The sequence below is a fragment of the Geodermatophilus sp. SMS 5-13 genome (assembly GCF_059428245.1).
In genome coordinates, this window is sequence record NZ_CP165729.1 from 5,677,973 (window position 1) to 5,704,625 (window position 26,653).

Sequence of the window (26,653 nt, forward strand, 5' to 3'; positions counted from 1 at the left end):
TCGTAACTGCTGGTCAGGAGTCGGATCTGCGGCCGGTGATGTCGGGTGCCATCAGACCCACGATGCGCTGCAGGTCGTCGACCGAACCGAACTCGACGACGATGCGGCCCTTCGCCCGGCCGATCTGGACCTTCACCTTGGTCTCGAAGACGTCGGACAGCCGCGCCCCGAGGTCCTCGACCCCCGGCGCGCTGATCTTCCGCGGCCGGCGCTTGGCGGTCGGCTCCTCGGCCGCCGCGATCGCCACGGCCTCCTCGGTCGCCCGCACCGACAGGCCCTCGGCGACGATGCGGGTCGCCAGGGCGTCCATCGCCTCGGCGTCGGCCAGGCCGAGCAACGCGCGGGCGTGCCCGGCGGAGATGACGCCGGCGGCGACGCGGGTCTGCACCTTCACCGGCAGCTTCATCAGCCGGATGGTGTTGGTGACCTGCGACCGGCTGCGGCCGATCCGGCTGGCCAGCTCCTCGTGGGTGGCGCCGAACTCCTCGAGCAGCTGCTGGTAGGCCGCGGCCTCCTCGAGCGGGTTGAGCTGCACCCGGTGGATGTTCTCCAGCAGCGCGTCGCGCAGCAGGGCGTCGTCCGTGGTGTCCCGGACGATCGCCGGCACGGTCGTGAGCTCGGCGGCCTTGGCCGCCCGCAGCCGCCGCTCGCCCATGATGAGCTCGTAGCCGCCGTCGGACTTCTCCCGGACGACGATCGGCTGCAGCAGGCCGAACTCCCGCACGGAGTGGGTGAGCTCCTCCAGCGCCTCGTCGTCGAAGACCTGCCGCGGCTGCTTGGGGTTGGGGACGACGTCGTCCACGGCGACCTCGCGCAGCTGCGCCCCGGGGACGCCGACGGCCTCCTCGGCCGGCGCGGGCGCGACCGCCGGGCGGACCGGCGCGGCCGGCTCCTCCGCCGGCTCGTCATCGGACGACGGAACCGCCGCGGGAACCGGCGCCGCGACGACGGACGGCCGTTCGGCGGCCGGGGACTCCGGCGGGGGAGGAGCGGTGGGGATCAGGGCCGCCAGGCCGCGGCCGAGCCCGCCACGCTTCGTCATCGGTTCTCCGTCGAGGGGTCAGTGGGGATGACCGGGTCTGCGTAGGAATGCGGAGCGACGCCCGCCGGCGCGCGCTCCAGGGGCGGCAGCCCGACGCCGCGCTCGGCGAGCTCCCGGGCCGCCTCCACGTAGCTGGTCGAGCCGCGCGACCCGGGATCGTAGGTGAGCACCGACTGCCCGTAGCCCGGCGCCTCCGACACCCGCACGTTGCGGGGGATGACCGCCGTGAGCACCAGGTCCCCGAAGTGGTTGCGGACCTCCTCGGCCACCTGGTCGGCGAGCTTCGTCCGCCCGTCGTACATGGTCAGCAGGATGGTGCGGACGGCGATGCCCGGGTTCAGGTGCGCGCGGACCAGGTCGATGTTGTTGAGCAGCTGCCCGAGCCCCTCCAGCGCGTAGTACTCGCACTGGATGGGGATGAGCACCTCGTCGCCGGCCACCAGGGCGTTGAGGGTGAGCAGCCCCAGGGACGGCGGGCAGTCGATGAGCACGTACTGCGGCCGTTTGTCCTCCGGCAGCGAGTGCACGTACGCCTCGATGGCGCGGCGCAGCCGGTACTCGCGGGCGACCACGGAGACCAGCTCGATCTCGGCGCCGGCCAGGTCGATCGTCGCCGGGACGCAGGAGAGCAGCGGGCTCGCCGTGGTGGGGTGGGTGACCGCCGACAGCGGGCTGTCGCCGATCAGGGTGTCGTAGACCGACGGCGTCCCGACGGTGTGCTCGACGCCGAGGGCCGTGCTCGTGTTCCCCTGCGGGTCGAGGTCGATCACCAGGGTCCGCAGCCCGTAGAGCGCGAGCGCGACGCCGAGGTTCACCGCGGACGTCGTCTTGCCGACGCCGCCCTTCTGGTTGGCGATCGTGATGACCCGCAGCCGGCCGGGCGCCGGGAAGGGATCCTGGTCCGCCGCGTGCAGGACGCGGGTGGCCCGCAGCGCCTCCATCGCGATGGGGCTGTCGAACTCCGTCCCCGGAGCGGGCTGATCGGCGGTGAGACTGCTCCGCAACCGCTCACCCGGGTCGGTCATCGCGGGTCCTTCCTGCCGTTCGTACCGCGGCGCGTTTCACGTGGAACGGGCGCGGGCAAGGGTCTGGGTTCCACGTGGAACAGCGGACGGGTCATCGTCTGCGACGCTCCGGTCATCGTGCCCCGCGCGTCATGACCACCACGGTAGTGGCAGCGTCCCCCAACTCCGCACCGACAGCCCGCGCGTGCACGTTCCGCATGCCTGCGGCCTCCAGTTCCGGAACCAGTCCGGGCAGCTCTTCGACCGCGCGGGCCCCGACCAGCGCGACCAGCTGGCCGCCGGGCCTGAGCAGCCCGCGGCACCAGGCCACGAGCCGGGGGAGCGCGGCCACCGCCCGCGCCGTGACCACGTCCACAGCGCCCACCGCGGCGGCGACCGACCGCTCCTCGGCGCGGCCGCGCACCACCCGCCAGGGCGCCGCCAGCTCGGCCACCGCCTCCTCGAGGAACTCCACCCGCCGGGCCATCGGCTCGACCAGGGTGAGCGTGAGATCGGGCCGGGCGAGGCCGAGCGGGATCCCGGGCAGGCCCGCCCCGCTGCCGACGTCCACCACGCGGGCGTCCGTCGGCACCGCCTCGGCGACGGCGGCGCTGTTGAGGACGTGGCGCTCCCACAGCCGGGGCACCTCGCGCGGCCCGATCAGGCCGCGGGTCACCCCGTCCGAGGCCAGCCGCGCGACGTAGCGCTCCGCGGCGGGCAGAGCGGCCCCGAAGACGGCGCGTGCCGCCTCCGGGGCCGGTGGAACAGATCCGTCCGTACTGCTCACGCGTCCGGCAGGATCACGACGCGCCGGTTCGGCTCCTCGCCCTCGGATTCGCTGCGCACCCCGGCGACCGAGGCGATGACGTCGTGCACGACCTTGCGCTCGAACGGGTTCATCGGGGTCAGCCGCTCCGGCTGCCGGCTCTGCGCCACGCGCCGGGCCGCCTCGCCGGCGAGCGCGGACAGGTCGGAGCGCCGCTTGGCCCGGAAGCCACCGACGTCCAGCATGAGCCGGCTGCGGACGCCGGTGGACTGGGCGACGGCGAGGCGGGTGAGCTCCTGCAGCGCCTCGAGCACCTGGCCGTCGGGGCCGATCAGGTTGTCCAGCTTGCCGCCGACGATCGCGACCGAGGCCCGGTCACCCTCGACGTCGAGGTCGATGTCCCCGTCCACGTCGAGGATGTCGAGCAGCCGCTCCAGGTAGTCGCCGGCCACGTCACCCTCGCGGACGAGCAGGTCGTCGTCCTCGGCCGGGTCGTCCTCGGCCGGGTCGTCCTCCGGGTCGTCCTCCGGGTCGTCCGCGTCGTCGTCCTCGTCCTGGTCGTCGGCGTCGTCCACGAGCGCGTCGTCGCTGGCGGCGTCGGCGTCCGGCAGGCCGGGGCGGCCGTCGGGGTCGACCGGCCCGCCCGCGGGCGCGGGACTCAGGACGGCGCCCGATGTCGCCTCGGCCGTGGCGGCGGTGTCGGTCGCGGGCTGCTGCGGAGCACTCACGGAGGTTCCTCCTCGTCGGTCCGGGTGGTCTGGGGCCGGCGCGCGCCGGCGGGCGTCCGGCGAGGACGCGGGGGCGCCGGTCAGCGGCGCTTTCGTTTCGCCTTGCCGGACGGGCCGGACTCGCCGGGCTTGCCGCTGCCCGGCCGGCCACCGTTCGGCTGCGTGCCGTCACCCGTGGACGCGTCGCCCGCCGCCGGCGTGGCCGGAGCGGTGCCGCCGTCCGAGCCGCCGGCCGTCGCACCGTCACCGGACGGCGCCGCCGGCGGGGTCACCGGGCGGCCGCCCTTGCCGCGGACGGGCTTGGCGCCCGGCTTGGGCGCGAGCGACTGGGGGCCGCGGGCGGCCCGCTCCGCCTCGGCGGCGGCCTTGGCGGCCGGCGATCCGGGCGGGGGCGGCATCTTCTTGAGGATGTAGAACTGCTGGCCGAGGGTCCACAGGTTGTTGGTGAACCAGTACAGCAGGACGCCGATCGGGAAGAAGAAGCCCGAGACGAACAGGCTCAGCGGCATCCCGTAGAGCATGAACTTCTGGACCATCGCCGCCTGACCCTCGACGGGGCCGGACCGCTTCATGATCTGCTTCTGCGTGAAGAACGTGGTCACGCACATGATCACGATGAGCACCATCGCGACCACGCGGATCGGCGTGTAGCTGCCGTTGGTGAGCTCGAGGACGGCGGACTTCTTCGGGTCCTGCATCACGAACGACGCGGAGATCGGCGCGAGGCCGAACAGCTTGGCGGTAGCCGCCTGCTGGGTCAGCTCGTACGACCAGCTGTACAGCCCTGCCGCCCCGGGCTGGATCCTCCGCAGCACGTGGAACAGCGAGATGAAGACCGGGATCTGCGGCAGGATCGGCAGGCAGCCGGCCAGCGGGTTGACCCCGCGCTCCTTCTGCAGCGCCATGACGGCCTGGCTGAAGCCCTGCCGGTCACTGCCGTACTGCTTGCGCAGGGCCTGGATCTCCGGCTGGATCTCCTGCATCGCCCGCTGCGACTTCACCTGCCGGATGAACAGCCGGAACAGCAGCAGCCGGATCGTCACGACGAGGAAGATGATCGACAGCGCCCACGAGAGGCCGCCGGCCGGGTCGAGGAAGGTGGCGAAGAGGGCGTGCCACTGCTTCATCACCCACGAGATGGCGGTGTAGAGCCAGTCAAGCAAGGGAGGACTCCTCCTGCGGGGCCCGTCGGGCCGGCGGGGTGACGAGGTCGGGCACCCGCACGGGCGCCGCTGTGGACGACGAGCGGCCCGGGTCAGGGGTTCCGGGACGGCGGCGCGACCGGGGCTCGGGCACCAGGTCCACCCCGCCGGGATGCCAGGGCACGCACTTCACCAGCCGGCGCAGCGCAAGCCAGGTGCCGCGGGCGGCGCCGTGGCGCTCGATCGCCTCGAGCGCGTACGCGCTGCACGAGGGGTAGAAGCGGCAGCGCGGGGGCAGCGCCGGGCTGATCGCCCGCTGGTAGAAGCGGACGGCAGCGAGGAGGGCGCCGCTCACGAGGACCGCACCCGCTCGGGCAGGAGGCGGTCGAGCCCCGCCGACAGGTCACGGCGCAGCCGGTCGGAGGACGCCTCGGCGGCCTCGGGACGGGCGCGGACCACCAGGTCGGCGGTGGGGGGCAGGCGGTGCAGCTCGTCGCGGACGACGGCGCGCAGCCGGCGGGTCACCCGGTGGCGGACCACTGAGTTGCCGACCGCCTTGCCCACGACGAAACCCGCGCGCGGTCCATCGACCCCGGCGGGGAGCTCGGGGCGCTGCGGGAGGTAGTGGAGCACCATGGTCGGCCGCCCGACGCGCCGCCCCGACCGGACGACCGTGGTGAACTCCGGACGCCGGCGCAGGCGTGCCTGCGCGGGCAACACCTCAGGCGGAGAGCTTCTCGCGACCCTTGCGCCGACGGCCGGCGATGATCGCCCGGCCCGCGCGGGTGCGCATCCGCAGCCGGAAGCCGTGAGTCTTGGACCGACGACGGTTGTTCGGCTGGAACGTGCGCTTGCTCACGAGGTACTCCCACTACACGGCATCGGCGGTCGCGTGCCCGCCGGCCGACGGACACGCTCGGGGCCCTACGCGGACGCGGCGCGAGCCGCACCCGGGAAGCCCCGGAAGCTGGTTCCTGCGGAGACGACCGGCAGGCAGGTTCCACCTGCGCAGGAGCCCGGGCGCTCTGCAGACTCCGACCAGCATAACCGAGGATCGCCGTCCCCCGGTGGCCGGCCGGACGGCGACCGCCCAGGCTGCACCAATCGCGCGGGACGGCTCCCGAGGCACGCCGTAGTGACGTCCGTGGAAACGGAGTCCGACGCGCCCGGGAACGTTCGCTGATCGTTGCCGGGCTGTGGACAGGGCTGTTAGCGTCGCCGTCGCTCCGCGTCGCGCCGACGGGCTCCGGCGCGGGGCCGACCCGTCGGTCGCACCGACCCGCCGTTCCCCCGTCCACCTGCCCCGCCAGGGCGATGACCAGCACATACTCCTCGACCGGGGACCGCCGTCCGCGGCCGCCGGGGGAGGCCGTGCCCGGTCATGCACACCCTGTGGACAGCGATGTGGAACCCGTGTGTTCGGGTATCCACAGGACGCGGCGGAGACGGTGCCGCGGGGTGGGGCGCGCCGACACGGGGCGGCGCCACGGGGGAGCCGGGCATCGGCCCGGCATCAGAAAGCAAGGGGAGGACGACGGGCATGACCGATGCCACGCTGGACCTGGCGACGGTCTGGGACCAGATCCGCGAGCGGTTGGCCACGAGCCTGTCCCCGCAGCAGAACGCGATGCTCAACCTGACCCGCCCGCTCGGGCTGGTCGAGGACACCGCCGTCCTGGCCGCGCCGAACGAGTTCACCCAGACCGTCCTCGAGTCCCGCATGCGGCGGGTGCTCTCCGAGGCGCTGTCCGAGCGGTTCGGCCGCGACATCCGGGTCGCCGTCCAGCTCGAGGACGCCCCGGCCGAGCCGCCCGCCCCCGCCGAGGAGCCGCCGACCCGCCGGCCGTGGTCGTCGGTCGAGGCGCGCCGGGCGGAGGAGGACCGCGAGACCCGCGACCGCGCCGACGACGGGCGCAGCGCCTTCGGGGTGCGGGCCGACGCCGGCCGCAGCCCGGTGTGGGAGCGCGAGCCGGCCGAGAGCTGGGCCGAGCCGACGCCCGCCGACCGCCCCGACACCGGCGCCGAGCTCCCGAGCCGGCCGGCCGCCGACCGCGGCGCCCCCGAGGACTGGAGCACGCCCGGCTGGACCTCCGGCCCGGCCGAGGAGCCCGCGCCGTTCGCCGCGGAGGAGCACACCGCCGACGTCCTGCCCTTCGATCTCGACGTCCCGGGCGAGAGCGGCCGCGCCAACGGCGCCGCCCGGACCCGTCGTCCCGAGGCGCCCCGCTCCGGCGCGGCCCGCGGCGGCGACGTCACCTCGTTCGCCGACCGCCGGCCGGCCGCCGCGGCCGACCCGGGGCTGAACCCGAAGTACGTCTTCGACAGTTTCGTCATCGGCAACAGCAACCGGTTCGCCCATGCCGCCGCGGTCGCGGTCGCCGAGGCCCCGGCCCGCGCCTACAACCCGCTGTTCATCTACGGCGAGTCCGGGCTGGGCAAGACCCACCTGCTGCACGCGATCGGGCACTACGCCGCGCGCATGTTCCCCAACGTGAAGGTGCGCTACGTCAGCACCGAGGAGTTCACCAACGAGTTCATCAACCTGGTGCACTCCGGCCGGGCCGAGGACTTCCGCCGCCGTTACCGGGACATCGACTTCCTGCTCATCGACGACATCCAGTTCCTGGAGCGCGCCGAGCGGACGCAGGAGGAGTTCTTCCACACCTTCAACACGCTGCACAACGCCAGCAAGCAGATCGTCATCACCTCCGACCGGCCGCCGAAGAAGCTGACCACGCTGGAGGACCGGCTGCGGACGCGGTTCGAGTGGGGGCTGATCACCGACGTCCAGGCCCCGGACCTGGAGACCCGCATCGCGATCCTGCGCAAGAAGGCGTGGGGGGAGCGGCTGCAGGTGCCCGACGCCGTGCTCGAGTTCATCGCCAGCAAGGTGCAGACCAACATCCGCGAGCTCGAGGGCGCGCTGATCCGCGTGACCGCGTTCGCCAGCCTGAACAAGCAGCAGGTCGACCTGCCCCTGGCCGAGCTCGTGCTCAAGGACCTGATCAGCGACGAGCAGGGCCCGCAGATCACCGCGGCGATCATCATGGCGGCCACCGCGGAGTACTTCTCCGTGACCATGGAGGAGCTGCAGGGCACCAACCGCAGCCGCACGCTGGTCAACGCCCGGCAGATCGCGATGTACCTCTGCCGCGAGCTGACCGAGCTCTCCCTGCCCCGCATCGGCGCCTCGTTCGGCGGCAAGGACCACACGACGGTCATGCACGCGGTCAAGAAGATCACCAACCTGATGAGCGAGCGCCGGGCGACGTACACGCAGGTCACCGAGCTGACCGCCCGCATCAAGAGCCGCGCCCGGCAGTAGAGGGACCCCGTTCCTCCCCACCCTTCGCAGGCTCAGGGCGGGCCCCTGGAACGGAGCCGCTCCAGCACGTCACCCCGCCTTCGCAGGTCGACTTATCCCCACCTGTGGGGAACTGTGTGCATGGCGTAACCCCACGTCCTGCGCGGATCCGCGGCGGTCGCCGGCGTCGCCGTCGTCGACTCGTCGAGAAGTTGTCCCCAGGAATGTGCACAGGTTGGGGAGATCTCGTGTGTGCCAGCTCACATCCGGTCAGGGACGCGCCCGCCGGGGGCGGGTGACCCTTGCGCCGCGCGGCCGGACCTCGCTCGGTGTCCGATGTAATTCCACCCCTGTGACCTGCATTTTCGCCTTCAGCTGCCCGGTGAGCCCCGACCGCGCCCATCCCGGGGTCATGGGCCTGCGGATGACCTGGGGATCGAGCCGGGGGTGCGCAGGGGACAGCGCGTGGACGACGACGGGCCCATGTGCACGGCCGTCGAGATGTCCACGTGTCGACACAGGTGACGCGTCGCCCACCCACAGCGAGCCAACATGTCGACTTCTGGGCTGACCTGCGCGAAGGGCCGTTGTCCCCAGCTTCCACACCAGTGATGACGAGGATGAAGGAGATATCTCGAGGTTTTCTCGAACCACACTCTGGGTGGGGAAGCCGGCCCGAGCATGGGGCCAGAGGGGCTCCAGACGGGCATCGAGGAGCCGGGGTTTCCCCCGGGCGGACCGCACCAGGCACGATGAGCACCGCACAGAGCACGGGAGATCCCGCGGACGGGAAGGACGACGCCAGTCGCCGACCCGCCCGGGCAGAGCTGAAGTGGGTCCAGTCATGAAGTTCCGGGTGGCACGTGAGGTGCTCGCCGACGCGGTCGCGTGGACGGCGCGCAGCCTTCCCCCGCGGCCGTCGGTGCCCGTCCTTGCCGGGATCCTGCTGGAGGTCGACGGCAACCAGCTGTCCGTCTCCGGCTTCGACTACGAGGTGTCGGCCCGGGCCGAGGTCGACGTGCACGCCACGGAGGCCGGCCGCGCGCTGGTCCCCGGCCGGCTGCTCGCCGAGATCACCCGCGCGCTGCCGCCGCACCCGGTGGAGATCACCGCCGAGGGCCCCCGGCTGGCCATCGCCTGCAGCAACGCCCGGTTCAGCCTGCCGACGCTGCCGGTGGAGGACTACCCGTCGCTGCCGGCCATGCCGTCATCGGCCGGGGTCGTCGACAGCGACGTCTTCGCCGAGGCCGTCGGCCAGGTGGCGGTGGCGGCGGGCCGCGACGACACCCTGCCGATGCTCACCGGTGTCCGGCTGGAGATCGAGGACGACCTGATCACCCTGGCCGCGACCGACCGGTACCGGCTGGCGGTGCGCGAGTTCGCCTGGCGGCCGGAGACCCCGGGCACCTCCGCCGCGGTCCTGGTGCCGGCGCGCACGCTGGCCGACGCGGCCAAGACGCTGACCAGCGGCCCGGAGATCGTCGTCTCGCTGTCCTCGGGCGGCTCCGGCGAGGGCATCCTCGGCTTGTCCGGCAAGGACCGGCAGACCACCACCCGGCTGCTGGACGCCGAGTTCGTCAAGTACCGCGCGATCATGCCGAGCGAGTCGAGCGCGAACGCGATCCTGCCGGTCGGACTGTTCACCGACGCGGCCAAGCGCGTCGCGCTGGTCGCCGAGCGGGGCACCCCGCTGCGCTGCGAGTTCACGCCGGGCCAGGTCACGCTGCGGGCCGGGGGCACCGACGACGAGGGGCAGGCCGAGGAGCGCTGCGACGTCGAGTTCGACGGCGACCCGCTGACCATCGGCTTCAACCCGACGTTCCTGCTCGACGGGCTGGCCGCGGTGCACACTCCGCGGGCGCGCATGGACTTCACCAGCCCGCTCAAGCCCGCCGTCCTCTCCGGGGTCGACGAGCCGGCGACCGACGACGAGGGCAGCGGTTCCGGCGGCGCGCCGGCCCGCCCCGCGGAGCGCGGCGGCAGCTACCGCTACCTGATCATGCCGGTCCGCCTGCCCGGTTGATCGCCCGCGCAGGTGTCAAGGGCACCGGCCAGGGGCACCGCGGACACGACTCCGCACATCGTTCGAGAGAGGGTTTCGCCGTGCAGCTGGGGCTGATCGGGCTGGGCAAGATGGGCGGCAACATGGCCGAGCGGGTGCGCCGCGCCGGCCACGAGGTCGTGGGCTACGACAGGTTCTCCGAGAAGCGCGACGTCGACAGCCTGGAAGGCCTGGTCGCGGCGCTGGACACGCCCCGGGTCGTGTGGGTGATGGTGCCCTCGGGGGAGCCCACCCGGTCGACGGTCCGCGAGCTGGCCGAGGTCCTCGAGCCGGGGGACGTCGTCGTCGAGGGCGGCAACTCGCGGTACACCGACGACGCCGCCCACGCCGAGCTCCTCGGTGCCAAGGGCATCGGCTACCTCGACTGCGGGGTCTCCGGCGGCGTGTGGGGCCTCGAGAACGGCTACGCGCTCATGGTCGGCGGCGACGCGGCGGACGTGGCGAAGGTCCAGCCGATCTTCGACGCCCTCCGGCCCTCGTCGCCGACCGACGAGTCGGGGCAGGAGCTGCCCGGCGTGGGCTACGTGCACGCCGGCCGGGTCGGCGCCGGCCACTTCTCGAAGATGGTCCACAACGGCATCGAGTACGCGATGATGCAGGCCTACGGCGAGGGCTACGAGCTGCTGGAGGCCGTGGACCTCGTCGACGACGTCCCCGGCGTGATCGCCTCGTGGACCCAGGGCACGGTCATCCGCTCCTGGCTCTTGGACCTGCTGGTCCGAGCGCTGCAGGAGGACCCGAAGCTGGAGCGGATCAAGGGCTACGCGGAGGACTCCGGCGAGGGCCGGTGGACGGTGGAGCAGGCGATCGAGCACGCCGTCCCCATGCCGGCGATCGCCGGCGCGCTGTTCGCCCGGTTCGCCTCGCGCCAGGAGGAGTCCCCGACCATGAAGGCGGTCGCGGCGCTGCGCAACCAGTTCGGCGGGCACGCCGTGCGGGCCGTCGCGGCGCAGGAGGCCGAGCGCCCCGCGTGAAGCGTGAGGGCCAAAGTGGCCACTTTGGCCCCGGGGGAGGGTGACGGGTGTACGTCCGGCACCTGCAGCTGGGCTCCTTCCGCAACTGGGAGCGGGTCGACCTGGCCCTGCGCCCCGGTCCGACGGTGTTCGTCGGCCGCAACGGCGAGGGCAAGACCAACCTCGTCGAGGCGATCGGCTACCTGGCGACGCTGAGCAGCCACCGGGTTTCCAGCGACGCGCCGCTGGTGCGCCACGGCGATCCCCAGGCGGTGGTCCGGGCGGCGCTGCGGCGCGGCGACCGCGAGCTGCTCGTCGAGATCGAGGTCAACCCGGGCCGGGCCAACCGGGTCCGGGTCAACCGGGCGCCGCTGCCGCGGCCGCGCGAGCTGATCGGCGTCGTGAAGAGCGTGCTGTTCGCCCCGGAGGACCTCGCCCTCGTGCGCGGCGACCCCACCGAGCGGCGCCGCTTCCTCGACGAGCTGCTGGTCAGCCGCACGCCGCGGCTGGCCGGGGTGCGCAGCGACTACGAGCGGGTGCTCAAGCAGCGCAACGCGCTGCTCAAGACCGCCCGGCTGGCCCGCGGGGACGCGCTGGCGACGCTCGACGTCTGGGACGGCCACCTGGTCGACCTGGGCAGCCAGCTGCTCGCCTCCCGGCTGCGGCTGGTCGCCGACCTCGCCCCGCACGTGGCCCGCGCGTACGCCGGCGTCGCCGGCCCCGGGGCCGCGGCGGCCGGTCTGGGTTACGCCAGCACGGTGCCGCTCGCCGGGGACGGGACGCCGGTCGCCGAGGGGACGGCGCTGCCCACGGTCGCCGAGCTCGCCGACGCCCTGCGCGCGCGGGTCGACGAACGCCGACGCGACGAGGTGGACCGCGGGATGACCCTGGTCGGGCCGCACCGGGACGACCTCGTCATCCACCTCGGCCCCGTCCCGGCCAAGGGGTTCGCCAGCCACGGCGAGTCCTGGTCCCTGGCGCTCGCCCTCAAGCTGGCCACCTTCGCCCTCTTCCGGGCCGACGGCGAGGAGCCGATCCTCGTGCTCGACGACGTCTTCGCCACCCTCGACGCCGATCGCCGGGCGGCGCTGGCGGCGGTGGCCCGCTCGGCCGAGCAGACGCTGATCACCGCCGCCGTGCTGGAGGACGTGCCGGTGGAGCTGCGGGGTGCGGTGGTGCTGGTGGCCGGGGGGACGGCGACGCCGCTGGACGACGCGGCCGCCGATACCGAGCTCGTGGAGGTGCCCGGTGAGCGATGACCGCCCCGCGCGGCCCAGCGACATCGCCCGCGCGGCGCTCGAGGCCGCCCGCGCCGCGTCGGCCGCCCGACCGCAGCCGACCCGGCGGCGGATCGCCGGGCCGCGCCGCACGTGGACCGGCCCCCGCCCGGGCGACGACGACCCGCAACTGCTCGGCCGGCTGGTCGACTCCCTGGTGACCCAGCAGGACTGGTCCGCGCGGACCAAGGTCGGCTCGGTGTTCGGCCGGTGGTCGGCGATCGTCGGCGAGGACATCGCCGCGCACTGCCGGCCGGAGACGCTCACCGAGGGGGAGCTGCTGGTCATCGCGGAGTCCACCGCGTGGGCCACCCAGCTGCGGCTGCTCGCCCCCACGATCCTCGGCAAACTGCGCGCCTCGGTCGGCGGGGACGTCGTGACGAAGTTGCGCGTTGTAGGACCGACGGCGCCCAGCTGGAAGAAGGGGCCGCGCTCGGTGCGCGGCCGCGGGCCCCGGGACACGTACGGATAGGGAGACGGCGGCGGACCGGCCGGCTCCCGGGAGGACGATGCAGCGATGAGCAGCGACCGGGACGGCTTCGACGACCGCCGCGACGAGGGCAGCGGCTGGCAGGAGCCGGCGCACCTGGGCCAGGGCGGCCGACAGCCGGCCGACGAGAGCGGCCCGGGCCGCGCCGACTGGGAGCCGCCGGGCTGGTCGCTGCCGCCGGCCGAACCGCAGCGCGACGTCCCCGGCGCGCTCCCCGAGCAGGGGCAGGCGCCGGCCGGCGGGTTCTTCGGCCCGCCGCGGCGGCGGCTCACCGAGGGACAGGCGGTCTTCCGCTACCAGGGCGACGTCGTCGGGGCCCAGGGGTGGGCGCTCCAGCACGGCTGGACGATCAGCGACGGGAGCGGCCCGGAGGACGCCGTCCTCGCGGAGCTGATCGCGGCCGCGCCGGTCCGCCTCGGCCGGGACCACCGTCCGGCGGGCGTGATGCGCGGCCGGGCCGGCACGCTCGAACTGGTCGCGTTCGACGTCCTCTACGCCTCCGGCCGCTACCGGGTGCCCGAGTACGCCGTCACCGCCGCCCCGGTGCTGCTGCCCCTGCCGCGGATGCGGCTGACCCCGGCCCGCTTCTGGAAGCACCGCACCGGCGGGCTGCTGCAGATCCCGAGCGGGGACGAGGAGTTCGACGCCCGCTGGGTGCTGCTCTCCGCCGAGGACAGTCCCGACCTGCGCCGCCTGGTGCAGGACCCGACCGTCCGCGGCCTGCTGCTGGGCAGCGACGACGGCGACGAGTTCTGGACGGCGGCGGGGTACGTGGCCGCGATCCGGCCCGACGGGCACCGGCCGTCGCTGATCGAGCACCACGCCCGCCTGCTCGGCGCCGTCGTCGGCGCGCTGGCCGGGGTCTGAGCGTCCGTGCGACGTCCGTGAGCGCGGCCGGCCAGGAGGGGCCGGCCCCGGGCGCCCGGCCGCGGGACCTGGTCCCGCTGCTGCGCCCGCACCGCCGCGCGCTCGGCCTCGCCGCCGCGCTCAGCCTGGTCGGCGCGGGCGCCGCGCTGGCCCAGCCGCTGCTCGTCGCCCGGGTGATCGAGGCCGTCGGCCGCGGCTCCGCGCTGCTCCCCGCCGTCAGCGGACTGGTCCTCGTCCTGGTCGCGACGGCCGTCCTCGGCGCGGTCGAGCAGTACGTGCTGCAGCGGACGGCGGAGGGCGTCGTCCTCACGACCCGGCGGACCCTGACCGACCGGCTGCTGCGGCTGCCGGTGGCCGAGTACGACCGCCGCCGCACCGGCGACCTGATGTCGCGGGTCGGCGCCGACACCACGCTGCTGCGCGCCACGGTCACCTCCGGCGTGGTGCAGATCGCCGGCTCGGCGGTGGTCGGGATCGGGGCGCTGATCGCGATGGCCGTCGTCGACGGGTGGCTGCTGCTGGTCACCGTGCTGGCGGTCTCGCTCGGCGCCGCGGTGGCGATCACCGTGGCCCGCGGCGCCCGCCGGCTCTCGCGGCAGGCGCAGGAGGAGGTGGGCGCGATGAGCGCGTCCGTCGAGCGCGCGCTCTCCGCCGTCCGCACGATCCGGGCCAGCGGGGCGACCGAGCGGGAGGTCGCCGTCGTCGGCGCCAGCGCCACCCGCGCGTACACGGCCGGGGTCCGGCTGGCGCGGCTGCAGGCGATGATCTCGCCGGCCGGCTCGATCGCCGTCCAGGGGGCGTTCCTCGCCGTCCTCGGGGTGGGCGGGTACCGCGTCGCCACCGGCTCGATCGCGGTCGCCGACCTGGTGGCGTTCATTCTCTACCTGTTCCTGCTGGTCATCCCGCTGGGGCAGACCATCGGGGCGTGGACGCAGATCCAGACCGGGCTGGGCGCGCTCGGCCGGATCGGTGAGGTGCTGGCGCTCGTGCCGGAGCGCGACGACCGCCCCGAGCGCGGCGCCGCGACCGCCCCGCCCCGCACGCCCGCGCCCGGCGACGACGTCCCGCTGCTCGAGCTGGACGACGTCTCGTTCGGCTATGCCGACGGCCCCGCGGTGCTGCACGGGCTGTCGCTGACCGTGCCCGCGGGCAGCCGGGTCGCGCTGGTCGGCCCGTCCGGGGCGGGCAAGTCCACGGTGCTCGCGCTGATCGAGGGCTTCTACCCGCTCACCGGCGGGGCGATCCGCTGGGCGGGGACCGACGTGCGCGAGCTGCCGCGCGCGGCGCTGCGGGCCCGGCTCGGCTACGTCGAGCAGGAGGCCCCGGTGCTGGCCGGGACGGTGCGGGAGAACCTGCTGCTGGCCGCGCCGGAGGCCGGGGACGACGAGCTGTGGGCGGTGCTGGCCGACGTCGGCCTGACCGGCATCGTGCAGCGCTCCCCGCGCGGCCTGGACGTGCCGGTCGGGGACGACGGCGTCCTGCTCTCCGGCGGGGAGCGCCAGCGGCTGGCGATCGCCCGCTCGCTGCTGGCCCGCCCCGCCCTGCTGCTGCTCGACGAGCCGACCGCCAGCCTCGATGCGCGCAACGAGAGCCTCCTGCGGCAGACGCTGGCCGCGGCCGCCGCCGACCGGTCGCTGCTCGTGGTCGCGCACCGGCTGTCCACGGTGCTCGACAGCGACCAGATCGTCGTCCTCGACGGTGGCCGGGCGGTCGCTCGAGGCACCCACGCCGAGCTGGTCGACGCCAGCCCCCTCTACCGCGAGCTCGCCAGCGCCCAGCTGCTGGTGTGAGCCGCCGGCGCGACGGGGCGCGGTGTTCCACGTGGAACGCGGGTGCCGGCCACTCGTGCGGGTGGTGCCCCCGCTTCGAGTCGCCGCGCCGCCGCCGACCGACCACGATCGACTTCGGGGAACACCCGATCACCGGAGTCGAGCAGGAGGCGCAGATGGCCCACACCCAGGAGACCGAGGCCGTCCCGCCGGGCCAGCAGCCCACCCTGCGCCGCGTGATGGGCCCGGGCCTGCTGCTGCTGTTCGTCATCGGCGACGTCCTGGGCACCGGCATCTACGCGCTGACGGGGACCGTCGCCGCCGAGGTCGGCGGCGTCGTCTGGCTGCCCTTCCTCATCGCCTTCCTGGTCGCGCTGATCACCGCGTTCAGCTACCTCGAGCTGGTCACGAAGTACCCGCAGGCCGCCGGCGCCGCGCTCTACACGCACAAGGCCTTCGGCGTGCACTTCGTGACGTTCCTCGTCGCCTTCGCGGTGATGAGCTCGGGCATCACGTCGGCGTCGACCGCGGCGCGCGCGTTCAGCGCCAACTTCGCCCAGGTGTTCGACCTCGGGTTCAGCGAGGGGTTCGGCATCACGCTGCTCGGCCTGGGCTTCATGACCCTCGTCGCGCTGGTGAACCTCCGCGGCGTCGGCGAGAGCGTGAAGACCAACGTCGTGCTCACCTGCGTGGAGCTCTCCGGCCTGCTGATCGTCATCGGCGTCGGCCTGTGGGCGCTCGGCTTCGGCTCGGGCGACTTCTCCCGCGTGACCGAGTTCGACACCGGCGGCAAGACGGTCTTCGCCGGCGTCGTCGCGGCCACCGGCCTGGCGTTCTTCGCCATGGTCGGATTCGAGGACTCGGTCAACATGGCCGAGGAGTGCAAGGACCCGCGGCGGATCTTCCCCAAGGTACTGCTGGCCGGGCTGCTCACCACCGGCGTGATCTACGTGCTGGTGTCGATCTCGGCGATCGCGCTCGTACCGGCCGACCGGCTCAGCGAGGGCGACACCCCGCTGCTGCAGGTGGTCGAGGCCGGCGCGCCCGGCTTCCCGCTGGGCCTGTTCGGCGTCATCACGATGTTCGCCGTCGCCAACACCGCGCTGATCAACATGCTCATGGCCAGCCGGCTGGTCTACGGCCTCTCCCGGGAGGGCGTGCTGCCGCCGCTGCTGGGCCGGGTGCACAGCGGCCGCCGGACCCCGGTGCCGGCGATCCTGTTCACCACCGCGCTGGCCTTCGGCCTGATCACGTTCGTCGGTGCCGTCCCCGCGCTCGGCGGCACCACGGCGCTGCTCCTGCTGTGCGTGTTCACCGTCGTCAACGTCGCCGTCCTGGTGCTGCGCCGCGACCGGGTCGAGGAGAAGCACTTCCGCACGCCGACGGTCCTGCCGGTCGTCGGCGCGCTGGCCTGCGGTTTCCTCGCCACGCCGCTGTCCGGGCGGCCCGCGGAGCAGTACCGGATCGCCGGGATCCTGCTGGGCATCGGCGTCGTCCTGTGGGTGGTCACCGTGCTGGTGAACCGCTCGCGCGGCCGGGACGCCGGGCACCTGGACCCCACCCGCCTGTCCGGGGACGACGCGGCCGGCTGAGCCGGACCGGCCCAGCGCCCCGGGGACGGCGTGTCGGCCCGCGAGGCAGCACCGGTGGTGGCTGACGAGTCCCGAGTGGCGCAGATCCGCCCTCAGGGCGTGGACGGCGGCATTCCTGTCGTAGCCCCGGGTAGACTGGACGGCAGAAACCGCCAGCAACCGGCTCAGCGCCGTTCTGCGCCTTCGACCCTTCGCCGTCGTCGGGGTCGTCGTGCGCCGGTTGCGCAAGAGGAAGGCCCCACGTGGTCGCTCGACCCAAGCCCGAGAACTCGTACTCCGGCAGCTCCATCACCGTCCTCGAGGGCCTCGAGGCGGTGCGCAAGCGCCCCGGTATGTACATCGGCTCCACCGGTGAGCGCGGCCTGCACCACATGGTGTGGGAGGTCGTGGACAACGCCGTCGACGAGGCTCTGGCCGGCTTCTGCGACACCGTCAAGGTGACCCTCATGGCCGACGGCGGCGTCCGGGTCGAGGACAACGGCCGCGGGTTCCCGGTCGACATGCACCCGGTGGAGAAGCGCCCCACCCTCGAGGTGATCATGACCGTCCTGCACGCGGGCGGGAAGTTCGACGGCAAGAGCTACGGCGTCTCCGGCGGTCTGCACGGCGTCGGCGTCACGGTCGTCAACGCGCTGTCCACGCGGCTCGAGGTGAACGTCTGGCGCGACGGCGCCGAGTGGTTCCAGCGGTACGACATGGCGAAGCCCGGCCCCCTGGATGAGGTCGGCCCCACGAAGAAGCGCGGCTCGGCGGTCACCTTCTGGGCCGACGGCGGCATCTTCGAGACGACGACCTACTCGTTCGACACGATCAACCGGCGCCTGCAGGAGATGGCCTTCCTCAACAAGGGCCTGAAGATCATCCTGCGCGACGAGCGCCCCGGACAGGGCAAGGCCGAGACCGGCCTGGCCGAGGAGACCTCGGTCGCCGAGGAAGCGCCGGCGCCCGGGGCGGAGGCGGCGGCCTTCGAGGCCACCGAGATCACCTACAAGTACGACGGCGGCCTGGTCGACTACGTCGGGCACATCAACGCGAAGCGCAACCCGATCCACAAGTCGGTCATCAGCTTCGCCGCAGACGGCACGGGCAAGAACGACATGCGCATGTCGGTCGACGTCGCCATGCAGTGGTCGGAGGCGTACTCGGAGTCCGTCTACACCTTCGCCAACGTCATCAACACGCATGAGGGCGGCACGCACGAGGAGGGCTTCCGCGCCGCGCTGACCTCGATCGTGAACCGGTACGCGGTCGACAAGAAGCTGCTCAAGGAGAAGGACGAGAAGCTGACCGGCGAGGACATCCGCGAGGGCCTCGCGGCGGTCGTCTCGGTCAAGCTGGGCGACCCCCAGTTCGAGGGCCAGACGAAGACCAAGCTCGGCAACACCGAGGTCAAGGGCTTCGTGCAGCGGGTCTGCAACGACCAGATCACGCACTGGTTCGAGGCGAACCCGGCCGAAGCCAAGATGATCATCACCAAGGCGAGCTCGGCCGCCCGCGCACGCCGCGCCGCGCAGGACGCCCGCAAGCTGGCCCGCAAGAACGTCCTCAACAACAACTCGCTGCCGGGCAAGCTGGCCGACTGCCGCTCGACCGACCCGCGCAACTCCGAGATCTACATCGTCGAGGGCGACTCGGCCGGCGGCTCGGCGAAGTCCGGCCGCGACTCGATGTTCCAGGCAATCCTGCCGATCCGCGGCAAGATCATCAACGTCGAGAAGGCGCGCATCGACCGGGTGCTCAAGAACACCGAGGTCCAGTCGATGATCACGGCCTTCGGTACCGGCATCCACGACGAGTTCGACCTGTCGAAGCTGCGGTACCACAAGATCGTGCTGATGGCCGACGCCGACGTCGACGGCCAGCACATCCGCACGCTGCTGCTGACCCTGCTGTTCCGCTTCATGCGGCCGCTGGTCGAGGCCGGGCACGTGTACCTGGCCAACCCGCCGCTGTACAAGATCAAGTGGGGCGCCCGGATCGGCGACGAGTACGTCTACACCGACAAGGAGCGCGACGCCGTCCTCAAGGCCGGCGCGGAGGCCGGGCGCAAGCTGCCCAAGGACGACGCCATCCAGCGGTTCAAGGGCCTCGGCGAGATGGATGCCAAGGAACTGTGGGAGACCACGATGAACCCGGAGTCGCGCATCCTGTCGCAGGTGACGCTGGAGGACGCGGCCGCGGCCGACGAGATCTTCAGCATCCTCATGGGCGAGGACGTCGAGGCCCGCCGCAGCTTCATCACCCGCAACGCCAAGGACGTCCGCTTCCTCGACGTGTAACGCTTCTCGGCCCCTTTCAGGGCCCCGCCGCGAGCTTGCGGGTGGCGGGAGAAAGGGGTCCTTGAGCAGCGACTTCGTCCCCAACTGTGCACTGACTTGTGGAGATCTGAACCGTGACGGAGACCCCCTTCCGCGACCGCATCGAGCCGGTCGACCTCCAGCAGGAGATGCAGCGCAGCTACATCGACTACGCGATGTCGGTCATCGTCGGCCGTGCGCTGCCGGAGGTCCGCGACGGCCTCAAGCCGGTGCACCGACGCGTCCTCTTCGCGATGTACGACCAGGGCTTCCGCCCCGACCGCGCCACCGTGAAGTGCGCCCGCGTCGTCGGTGAGGTCATGGGTAACTACCACCCGCACGGCGACTCGGCGATCTACGACGCCCTCGTGCGGCTGGCCCAGCCCTGGTCCATGCGCTACCCGCTGATCGACGGCCAGGGCAACTTCGGCTCCCCGGGCAACGACCCGGCCGCGGCCATGCGCTACACCGAGGCCCGGCTGACCCCGCTGGCCATGGAGATGCTGGCCGGCATCGACGAGGACACCGTCGACTTCCAGCCCAACTACGACGGCAAGAACCAGGAGCCGCTGGTCCTGCCGGCGCGCATCCCGAACCTGCTGATCAACGGCTCGGCGGGCATCGCGGTCGGCATGGCGACGAACATGCCTCCGCACAACCTGCGCGAGGTCGCCGAGGCCGTCTACTGGATGCTCGACCACCCCGGCGCCGAGCCCGAAGAGGCGCTGACGGCCTGCATGGAGCGGGTCAAGGGCCCGGACTTCCCCACTCACGGCCTGATCGTCGGCCGCGAGGGCATCGAGGACGCCTACCGGACCGGCCGCGGCTCGGTGAAGATGCGGGCCGTCATCACGGTCGAGGAGGACGCTCGCGGCCGCGTGCAGCTCGTCGTCACCGAGCTGCCGTACCAGGTCAACCCGGACAACCTGGCCGAGGCGATCGCCGACGGCGTCCGCGACGGCCGGCTGCAGGGCATCAGCGAGATCGCCGACGAGTCCAGCGACCGCGTCGGCCGCCGGCTGGTGATCACGCTGCGTCGCGACGCCGTCGCCAAGGTCGTGCTGAACAACCTGTACAAGCACACCCAGCTGCAGACGACGTTCGGCTGCAACATGCTCTCGATCGTCGACGGCGTCCCGCGGACGCTGCGCCTCGACGAGCTCGTCCGGCACTGGGTCAACCACCAGATCGAGGTCATCCAGCGGCGGACCCGCTATCGGCTGCGCAAGGCCGAGGAGCGCGCGCACATCCTGCGCGGTCTGGCCAAGGCCCTCGACATGCTCGACGAGGTCATCGCGCTGATCCGGCGCAGCGAATCGGCCGACGCGTCGCGCGCGGGGTTGATGGAGCTGCTCGACATCGACGAGATCCAGGCCACGGCGATCCTGGACATGCAGCTGCGCCGGCTGGCCGCCCTCGAGCGGCAGCGGATCTTCGACGAGCTGGCCGAGCTGGAGGCCCGCATCGCCGACCTGCAGGCGATCCTGGCCTCGCCCGAGCGGCAGCGGCAGATCGTCCGCGACGAGCTCAAGGAGATCGTCGACAAGTACGGCGACGACCGTCGGACGAAGTTCGTGCCCAACGAGGGCGACGTCTCGATGGAGGACCTCATCGCGGAGGAGGAGGTCGTCGTCACCATCACCCGCACCGGCTACGCCAAGCGGACCAAGAGCGACCTCTACCGGTCGCAGCGCCGCGGCGGCAAGGGCGTGATGGGGGCCCAGCTCAAGCAGGACGACATCGTCGACCACTTCTTCGTGGGCTCCACCCACGACTGGATCCTGTTCTTCACGAACAAGGGGCGGGTCTACCGGGCCAAGGCCTACGAGCTGCCCGAGGCCAACCGCACCGCCCGCGGCGCGCACGTGGCCAACATCCTGGCGTTCCAGCCCGACGAGCGGATCGCCCAGGTCATGCAGATCAAGGACTACACGGTCGCGCCGTACCTGGTCCTGGCCACCGCCAACGGCCAGACGAAGAAGACCCGGCTCACCGACTTCGACTCCCCGCGCAGCGGCGGCGTCATCGCGATCAACCTGCGCGAGAGCGACGAGCTGGTCGGGGCGGCGCTGATCGACCCCGAGCAGGACCTGCTGCTGGTCACCAAGAACGCGATGTCGATCCGGTTCAAGGCCGACGACGCGACGCTGCGCCCGATGGGCCGCGCCACCGAGGGCGTCCGCGGCATCTCACTGGGGTCGGACGACCGGCTGCTGTCGATGATGGTCGTCGAGGAGGGCGTCGACGTCCTCGTGGCGACCGAGCGCGGCTTCGCGAAGCGGACCGGGATCGAGAACTACCCGGCCCAGGGCCGCGGCGGCAAGGGCGTGCTCACGGCCGACCCGAAGGCCCGCAAGGGCAACCTGGTCGGCGCGCTGGCCGTCCGGCTCGGCGACGAGCTGTACGCCATCACGTCGGGCGGCGGCGTCATCCGGACGCCGGTCAACGGGGTGCGGCACAACAAGGACCGCGCCACGATGGGCGTCAAGCTCATGAACTTGCCGGAGGACGTGAGCATCGTGGCGATCGCCCGGACGACGGACAATGACGAGCCCGCAGCCTAGGGTGACCGTCAGGACAGGCAGAGGTACGGGCGTGCGTCGTAACCTGCGACGTACGAACCGCGTCCTGTCGAGTCACGGAACTGACCGGTTCCCGGGTGCTGCGCCGCACGCCCTGGGTATCCCGGTCGCGAGCGTGCGGCGCGAGCCGCCGGGGAACGGGAGACTGGCATGAGCGACCGGCAGGGCTCGGTGCGCACGCAGGACGCCGGCGACCCGGCGCCGGCGTCGGTCTCGACGACGCAGGCCATCCCGGCCACCGGCGCCCAGCGGGCCCAGGGCGGCGCCGCGCCGGCCACGGGTGCGCCGGCCACCGGCAGCTCGCCGGCGGCTCCGGCCACCGGTTCGGCCCCCGCCGCCGGCGCGGCTCCCACGACCGGCGCGACGCCGTCGACCGGTGCCACGGCCGCGGTGCCGGCCAAGAAGGCGCAGGGCCGGACGACCCGGCCCGCGAAGAAGGCCGCCGGTCGCGGTCCGCGGCGGGCCCGGCTGCAGCTGCGGCACGTCGACATCTGGTCGGCGTTCAAGATCTCGCTGGTGCTGTCGATCGCGCTGTTCTTCATCTGGATGGTCGCGGTCGGGATCCTCTACGGCGTCCTCTCCGCGCTGGGCGTCTTCGACACCCTCAACGACCTGTTCGGCCAGCTGGGCAGCGCGTCCGGCTCGGACGGCGGCGGCAGCGAGGTCATCACCCCGGGAATCGTCTTCGGCGGTGCCGCGGTGATCGGCGCGATCAACGTCATCCTGATGACCGCGCTGTGCACCGTTGGCACGTTCGTCTACAACCTCTGCTCCGACCTGGTGGGCGGCCTCGAGGTCACGCTGTCGGAACGGGACTGAGCGATGACATCGCGATCCTCCGGATCGCACCGCGGCCAGGCGCCGTCCCCCAGTCGCCATGAGCCCGTCCCGGTCCTCCACCGGGAGGGCTCCGCCCCCCGCGTCGGAGAACCGATTCCCTGCAGGTAAGCTTGCCGAGGTTCACGGGCCTGTAGCTCAGGCGGTTAGAGCGCATCCCTGATAAGGATGAGGCCGGAGGTTCAAGTCCTCCCAGGCCCACCCGTGTGCCGGTGCCCCCGGTGCCGTGACGCACGCAGGACCCGCGTCGCGGGCACCGCGTGCCCCGAGGAGGTACTCCGCGTGCTGAAGAAGTTGGCGTTCGCGGCGGTCATCGCCGGCGCGATCACCGCGATCCGCAAGCGCTCTGCCGGCCGGACCGAGGCCGATCTCTGGCACGAGGCCACCAGCGGTCCCGGCGCGGTCAGCACTCCCACCACCCGCTGACCGGCGCGCCGCCCCCGGGGACGTAGCTCAATTGGCAGAGCACCGCCTTTGCAAGGCGGGGGTTAGGGGTTCGATTCCCCTCGTCTCCACTCCTTTAGCAGGCTTCTGGCCTGCGCTTTCGTACTTTCGATCTTGAGCGGTAGGTGGCCGCCGAGGGTGCTCAGTCCGCAAAAAGTCCGCAGCCGGTCCGCAGACCTCACTCCGGAGGCGGTCCAGCCGGTCGGCGACGTCGTCCAGGTCGTCGTCAAAGAGGTCGGCGTAGCGGTCCAGGGTCATGGCTGCCGACGCGTGTCCGAGCATCCGCTGGACGGCCTTGACGTTGGCGCCCGCGTGCACGGCAAGGGACGCGGCAGTGTGCCGGAGCTCGTGCGGTGTGAGCCCCGGGATTCCGGCGGCGCGGGCGGCGTCGTCGAACCAGGCCGCTCGAGCGTTGCGATTCCGGAGCACGGCGCCCTGTGGTGACGGGAATGCCAGCTCGTCGCCGGGGCGGTTCACCACTGTCCGGGCCAGTTCGTCGACGAGGAACCGCGGCAGCGGCACCGAGCGCCGGCTGTGCGTCTTCGGCGTCCCCCAGGCGATCCTGGATCCGTCGATCTCGGTGACCGCCTCCTCGACGATCACCCGGCGGCGCAGGAGATCGAAGTTGCGTACCCGGAGCGCGGCGAGCTCGGACCAGCGCAGGCCGCAGTAGCTGAGCACGAGGACGGCGACACGTCCGGGACCGGCGGCCTCGGCCAAAGCCTCGACCTGGGCGGCATTCAGGTACCGCCGGCGCTTGCCGCCAAGCGGCGGGAGGTTCATCCCGAGCGCCGGGTTGGCCATCAGCCGGCGATCGCGGACGGCCGCACCGAGGACGCCGGACAGCACCCCGTGCGCCTTGCGCACCGAGGCACCCGACAGACCGCTCACCGAGAGCTCCGCCAGCCAGGCCTGGATGTCGCTCGGGGTGACACGTACCAGCGGGATGTCACCCCACCGCGGCAGGACGTGGGTCCTGAGGACGTCCGTGTACCGGGCCCGCGAGGTCGGCTTGAGATTGATCTTCCCGGCGAGCCAGACCGGCGCCAGCTCGCCCACCGTCACCTTGGCTCGGCCCGGGTCGACGTAGGTGCCGGTCCCTACGGCCGTGGTGACGGAATCGAGCCAGGCCTGGGCGTCGACCTTCCGGTCGAAGTGGCGGGCGTGCTCCTTGCCGGCCGCGTCGCGGTAGCGGGGGCGCCGGCGCCCGTCGGGTCGTCTCGCGATGCTCGCCATGGCGTCTCCTGGAGTGCGACTGCGGAGGCTTTCAGGGTGCCCCCGGCCTCTGACACAGGCTGGAGCTCATCAAGGCAGCTTGCGCGTGGCCGAGTTAGTTGATCTTCAGTTTTTCTCCTGTGCACGGGAGCCGGGGGCGGACCACACTCCTCGGCCGCTCCGTAGCCGCTGATCCGTGGGGTGGCCGGGTAGGGGGAAGGGTGGGCCGAAGGCCCATCCCGCAGGGACGCGCCAGCGCCCTTCCGGCGAACGGCCACCCCAGGACAATGAGGGCGGGGAGCGGCCCCACGCGGGGGTACGCCAAGTAGCTCTAAGGGCGGCTTTAGAACGACCGACCCCCCTTGCTCCCCCCAGGCTGGTCGCCTCGGCTTCGGCTTCGACTGGATTGCTGCACCCAGCCCACGAGCATCACCACCACGCCGATCAGGGCCATCGCCCCACAGCCGATCAAGACGACGTCCGGCTTACCTGGCGGGCGATAGCCCAAGATCAGCATGCCGACGCCAGCCACCACCCCAGCCACCATGACTGCGATCACCCTTGCTGTGGCTCGGCCGTCGGGACCGTCGGCAGGTTGCTGTCCGACACCAGGCTGCTGGGGCCTGGTGGACTTCCGCAGATTCCAAATCAGGCTTGCGATGGATAGCGCGATGAAGAGGCTGTACACGACCGTGCCCCGAGTGCTGTGCCTCGCGATCGCGAACAGGAGAAAGATCGCCCAGACCAGGGCACTTCCGGCCCAAGCCAGAGCCAACTGCCTTCTTCGACTCGGAGACGTCTTCACGCAGCGCAGGCTCGTGGGACCGATTGCCTTCCGCAACCGGACGGTCCTCGCCTCACCCATTCGGTGCCCTGTGGCAAGATCATCCAACCTGTGACGGGCGCTGCCGGGAGGTGTCCGTTAGCGGGCCGCTTAGAGCGAATCCCTGGCGGCCGGCCTGGGCCGGAGAAGGCGGCGACCCGGTCCGAGAGACGGGCCTCGTCGGCGCTACCGGCTCGGTAGCATGCGTGCCGTCTGGTCGAGAACGCGTTGACACGGGTTTCTGGCGCCGACAGCGGGCGCGGACTCCTCTCTCGGCCGCAAGCACCTGGGAGCAGGGGTCTCCTCGTGTCGCGCCAAGATCAGGGCTGGCGTACTGAGGTCGCTCGCGGGTCCCGACGGGCAGGCCCTTGCGTCAGGCGTCGGCCATGTACGCCGCGAGCTGGACGGCTCATCGGATGTGCCGCGCTTCTGCCCCTTCAGCCCGAACGGGCCGGGTGACGTCCTGGAAACCGTCACAACGACTCGCGCTCACCGCACATGCACCAGGTGTGTGGGCTGAGCATCGGGATCGGGCGCGACCCATGGCGGGGAGTCGACGGTGGAAGCGCCGTCATCGACAGGTTTGTCGGTAGCCTGTGATCATGAGCGCAAGCAGCTCGTCAGGGGCTGAGCCTCTGGCCGGGTGGGACCCCCGGCGCCGCGCTGCCCTCGAGGCGGTCTGGGAGCAGTTCCGACAGGCCGCGGGCGACGTGAGCCTCAGCGACGAGCTGATCGCCGACCGCCGGCGCGAGGCCGCAGCTGACGACGCTCCGTCTGCCAATTGATCGTCCTCGACGCGTCAGCGCTGCTCGCGCTCTTGCACCGGGAGGCCGGCTGGGAAGTCGTGGCAGGAGCGGCCGCGACGGAAAGCGCCACGCTCAGCGCGGTCAACTATGCAGAGGTCGTTCAGAAGGCCGCCCAGCACGGCCTGTCCGCCGAGGACGTCGACGCCGCCCTGGAAGCCCTCGGCATCACTGTCAGCCCGTTCGGACGCCTGGACGCGCGGCTCGCCGCCTCGTTCTACCGGCATCGCTCGAACCTGAGCCTCGGCGACCGGGTGTGCCTGGCGCTCGCCCGGAGCCTGTCGAGCCGCGCGTTCACCGCCGACCGCGCATGGCAGCGGTGGGCCGAGGAGCTGGGAGTGGACGTCCGCGTCATCCGCTGAGGGAGTCGCGAGCCGCCCGGCGCGAACGACACTTGCAGTCCGCCAAGTCCGCAGATAGTCCGCAAGACGTCCGAAAACGGCCGTTGTTGATCGTGAACGACCAATGGCAGAGATCGGCGAAATACCAGGTCAGACGGCGTTAGAACCCAGGAAATGCGAGTTGCTCGGGGCCCTCGGAAGGCTTTTGCAAGGCGGGGGTTAGGGGTTCGATTCCCCTCGTCTCCACCGACTGATCGAACAGGTCAGGCCCCGACCCGACGCCGTTCCACGTGGAACGGGCCCTACCGGCTCTGC

21 protein-coding genes, 2 tRNA genes and 1 pseudogene are annotated in these 26,653 nt (G+C 72.4%); 15 read left to right on the forward strand and 9 right to left on the reverse strand.

Annotation, left to right across the window (positions count from 1 at the left end):
* Nucleotides 1-13 precede the first annotated feature (13 nt).
* The 8 genes from AB3388_RS27520 to rpmH all read right to left on the reverse strand — a co-directional run bounded on the left by AB3388_RS27520 (nt 14) and on the right by rpmH (nt 5,541).
* Nucleotides 14-1,042 carry a ParB/RepB/Spo0J family partition protein gene (locus AB3388_RS27520; protein ID WP_495408527.1) on the reverse strand — a complete coding sequence of 343 codons (1,029 nt, stop codon included), beginning with the start codon at nt 1,040-1,042 and terminating at the stop codon, nt 14-16.
* Entirely contained in the window at nt 1,039-2,067 is a 1,029-nt protein-coding gene (locus tag AB3388_RS27525; RefSeq protein ID WP_495408528.1) for a ParA family protein, read from the reverse strand. The genes AB3388_RS27520 and AB3388_RS27525 overlap by 4 nt, the downstream gene beginning before the upstream one ends.
* Before the next feature lie 112 nt (nt 2,068-2,179).
* Nucleotides 2,180-2,833: a 16S rRNA (guanine(527)-N(7))-methyltransferase RsmG gene (rsmG, locus tag AB3388_RS27530; protein ID WP_495408529.1), complete on the reverse strand. Its 654-nt coding sequence runs from the start codon at nt 2,831-2,833 to the stop codon at nt 2,180-2,182.
* A complete protein-coding gene (locus tag AB3388_RS27535; protein ID WP_495408530.1) occupies nt 2,830-3,540 on the reverse strand; it encodes a Jag family protein in 711 nt (236 codons plus the stop codon). Before AB3388_RS27535 ends, rsmG begins: the two co-directional genes overlap by 4 nt.
* 80 nt (nt 3,541-3,620) lie before the next feature.
* On the reverse strand, nt 3,621-4,703 hold the full coding sequence (gene yidC, locus AB3388_RS27540) for a membrane protein insertase YidC (RefSeq protein WP_495408531.1): 1,083 nt from the start codon (nt 4,701-4,703) through the stop codon (nt 3,621-3,623).
* The gene (gene yidD, locus AB3388_RS27545; protein ID WP_495408532.1) at nt 4,696-5,037 is read right to left on the reverse strand and encodes a membrane protein insertion efficiency factor YidD; all 342 of its coding nucleotides are present in this window, start codon (nt 5,035-5,037) and stop codon (nt 4,696-4,698) included. The genes yidC and yidD overlap by 8 nt, the downstream gene beginning before the upstream one ends.
* Entirely contained in the window at nt 5,034-5,402 is a 369-nt protein-coding gene (gene rnpA / locus AB3388_RS27550; RefSeq protein ID WP_495408533.1) for a ribonuclease P protein component, read from the reverse strand. Before rnpA ends, yidD begins: the two co-directional genes overlap by 4 nt.
* A 1-nt stretch (nt 5,403) precedes the next feature.
* Entirely contained in the window at nt 5,404-5,541 is a 138-nt protein-coding gene (gene rpmH, locus AB3388_RS27555) for a 50S ribosomal protein L34 (protein ID WP_089305879.1), read from the reverse strand.
* 681 nt (nt 5,542-6,222) lie between these two features.
* Between rpmH and dnaA the strand changes: the two genes are divergently transcribed.
* From dnaA to AB3388_RS27625, 14 genes are all read left to right on the forward strand, one after another.
* A complete protein-coding gene (gene dnaA / locus AB3388_RS27560; RefSeq protein WP_495408534.1) occupies nt 6,223-8,007 on the forward strand; it encodes a chromosomal replication initiator protein DnaA in 1,785 nt (594 codons plus the stop codon).
* An 823-nt stretch (nt 8,008-8,830) separates the two neighbouring features.
* Nucleotides 8,831-10,009: a DNA polymerase III subunit beta gene (dnaN, locus tag AB3388_RS27565; protein WP_495408535.1), complete on the forward strand. Its 1,179-nt coding sequence runs from the start codon at nt 8,831-8,833 to the stop codon at nt 10,007-10,009.
* On the forward strand, nt 10,006-11,022 hold the full coding sequence (gene gnd, locus AB3388_RS27570; RefSeq protein WP_495408536.1) for a phosphogluconate dehydrogenase (NAD(+)-dependent, decarboxylating): 1,017 nt from the start codon (nt 10,006-10,008) through the stop codon (nt 11,020-11,022). Before dnaN ends, gnd begins: the two co-directional genes overlap by 4 nt.
* A gap of 47 nt (nt 11,023-11,069) precedes the next feature.
* On the forward strand, nt 11,070-12,260 hold the full coding sequence (gene recF, locus AB3388_RS27575) for a DNA replication/repair protein RecF (RefSeq protein WP_495408537.1): 1,191 nt from the start codon (nt 11,070-11,072) through the stop codon (nt 12,258-12,260).
* Nucleotides 12,250-12,750 carry a DciA family protein gene (locus AB3388_RS27580; RefSeq protein ID WP_495408538.1) on the forward strand — a complete coding sequence of 167 codons (501 nt, stop codon included), beginning with the start codon at nt 12,250-12,252 and terminating at the stop codon, nt 12,748-12,750. Before recF ends, AB3388_RS27580 begins: the two co-directional genes overlap by 11 nt.
* 45 nt (nt 12,751-12,795) lie before the next feature.
* A complete protein-coding gene (locus tag AB3388_RS27585; protein ID WP_495408539.1) occupies nt 12,796-13,635 on the forward strand; it encodes a hypothetical protein in 840 nt (279 codons plus the stop codon).
* Nucleotides 13,636-13,652: 17 nt separating this feature from the next.
* A complete protein-coding gene (locus AB3388_RS27590) occupies nt 13,653-15,425 on the forward strand; it encodes an ABC transporter ATP-binding protein (protein ID WP_495408540.1) in 1,773 nt (590 codons plus the stop codon).
* A gap of 155 nt (nt 15,426-15,580) precedes the next feature.
* Entirely contained in the window at nt 15,581-16,996 is a 1,416-nt protein-coding gene (locus AB3388_RS27595) for an APC family permease (RefSeq protein WP_495408541.1), read from the forward strand.
* Nucleotides 16,997-17,238: 242 nt separating this feature from the next.
* Complete coding sequence (gene gyrB / locus AB3388_RS27600; protein ID WP_495408542.1) at nt 17,239-19,275, forward strand: DNA topoisomerase (ATP-hydrolyzing) subunit B; 2,037 nt, start codon at nt 17,239-17,241, stop codon at nt 19,273-19,275.
* A gap of 113 nt (nt 19,276-19,388) precedes the next feature.
* Complete coding sequence (gyrA, locus tag AB3388_RS27605) at nt 19,389-21,857, forward strand: DNA gyrase subunit A (RefSeq protein WP_495408543.1); 2,469 nt, start codon at nt 19,389-19,391, stop codon at nt 21,855-21,857.
* 168 nt (nt 21,858-22,025) lie between these two features.
* Complete coding sequence (locus AB3388_RS27610; protein WP_495408544.1) at nt 22,026-22,694, forward strand: DUF3566 domain-containing protein; 669 nt, start codon at nt 22,026-22,028, stop codon at nt 22,692-22,694.
* A gap of 145 nt (nt 22,695-22,839) precedes the next feature.
* A tRNA-Ile gene (locus AB3388_RS27615) sits at nt 22,840-22,913 on the forward strand.
* Nucleotides 22,914-22,994: 81 nt separating this feature from the next.
* Nucleotides 22,995-23,138, forward strand: a complete 144-nt coding sequence (locus AB3388_RS27620; protein ID WP_495408545.1) for a DLW-39 family protein — start codon at nt 22,995-22,997, stop codon at nt 23,136-23,138.
* Nucleotides 23,139-23,154: 16 nt separating this feature from the next.
* A tRNA-Ala gene (locus AB3388_RS27625) sits at nt 23,155-23,227 on the forward strand.
* Between the two features lie 217 nt (nt 23,228-23,444).
* On the opposite strand, the pseudogene AB3388_RS27630 reads toward AB3388_RS27625, so the two are convergent.
* Nucleotides 23,445-24,392 (reverse strand): annotated as a pseudogene (locus AB3388_RS27630) (tyrosine-type recombinase/integrase); the annotation flags it as partial.
* Nucleotides 24,393-25,975: 1,583 nt separating this feature from the next.
* On the opposite strand from AB3388_RS27630, the gene AB3388_RS27635 reads away from it, so the two are divergent.
* Nucleotides 25,976-26,359 (forward strand): type II toxin-antitoxin system VapC family toxin, encoded by a 384-nt coding sequence (locus tag AB3388_RS27635; RefSeq protein ID WP_495408546.1) that lies wholly within the window; start codon nt 25,976-25,978, stop codon nt 26,357-26,359.
* The last annotated feature ends 294 nt before the right edge of the window (nt 26,360-26,653 follow it).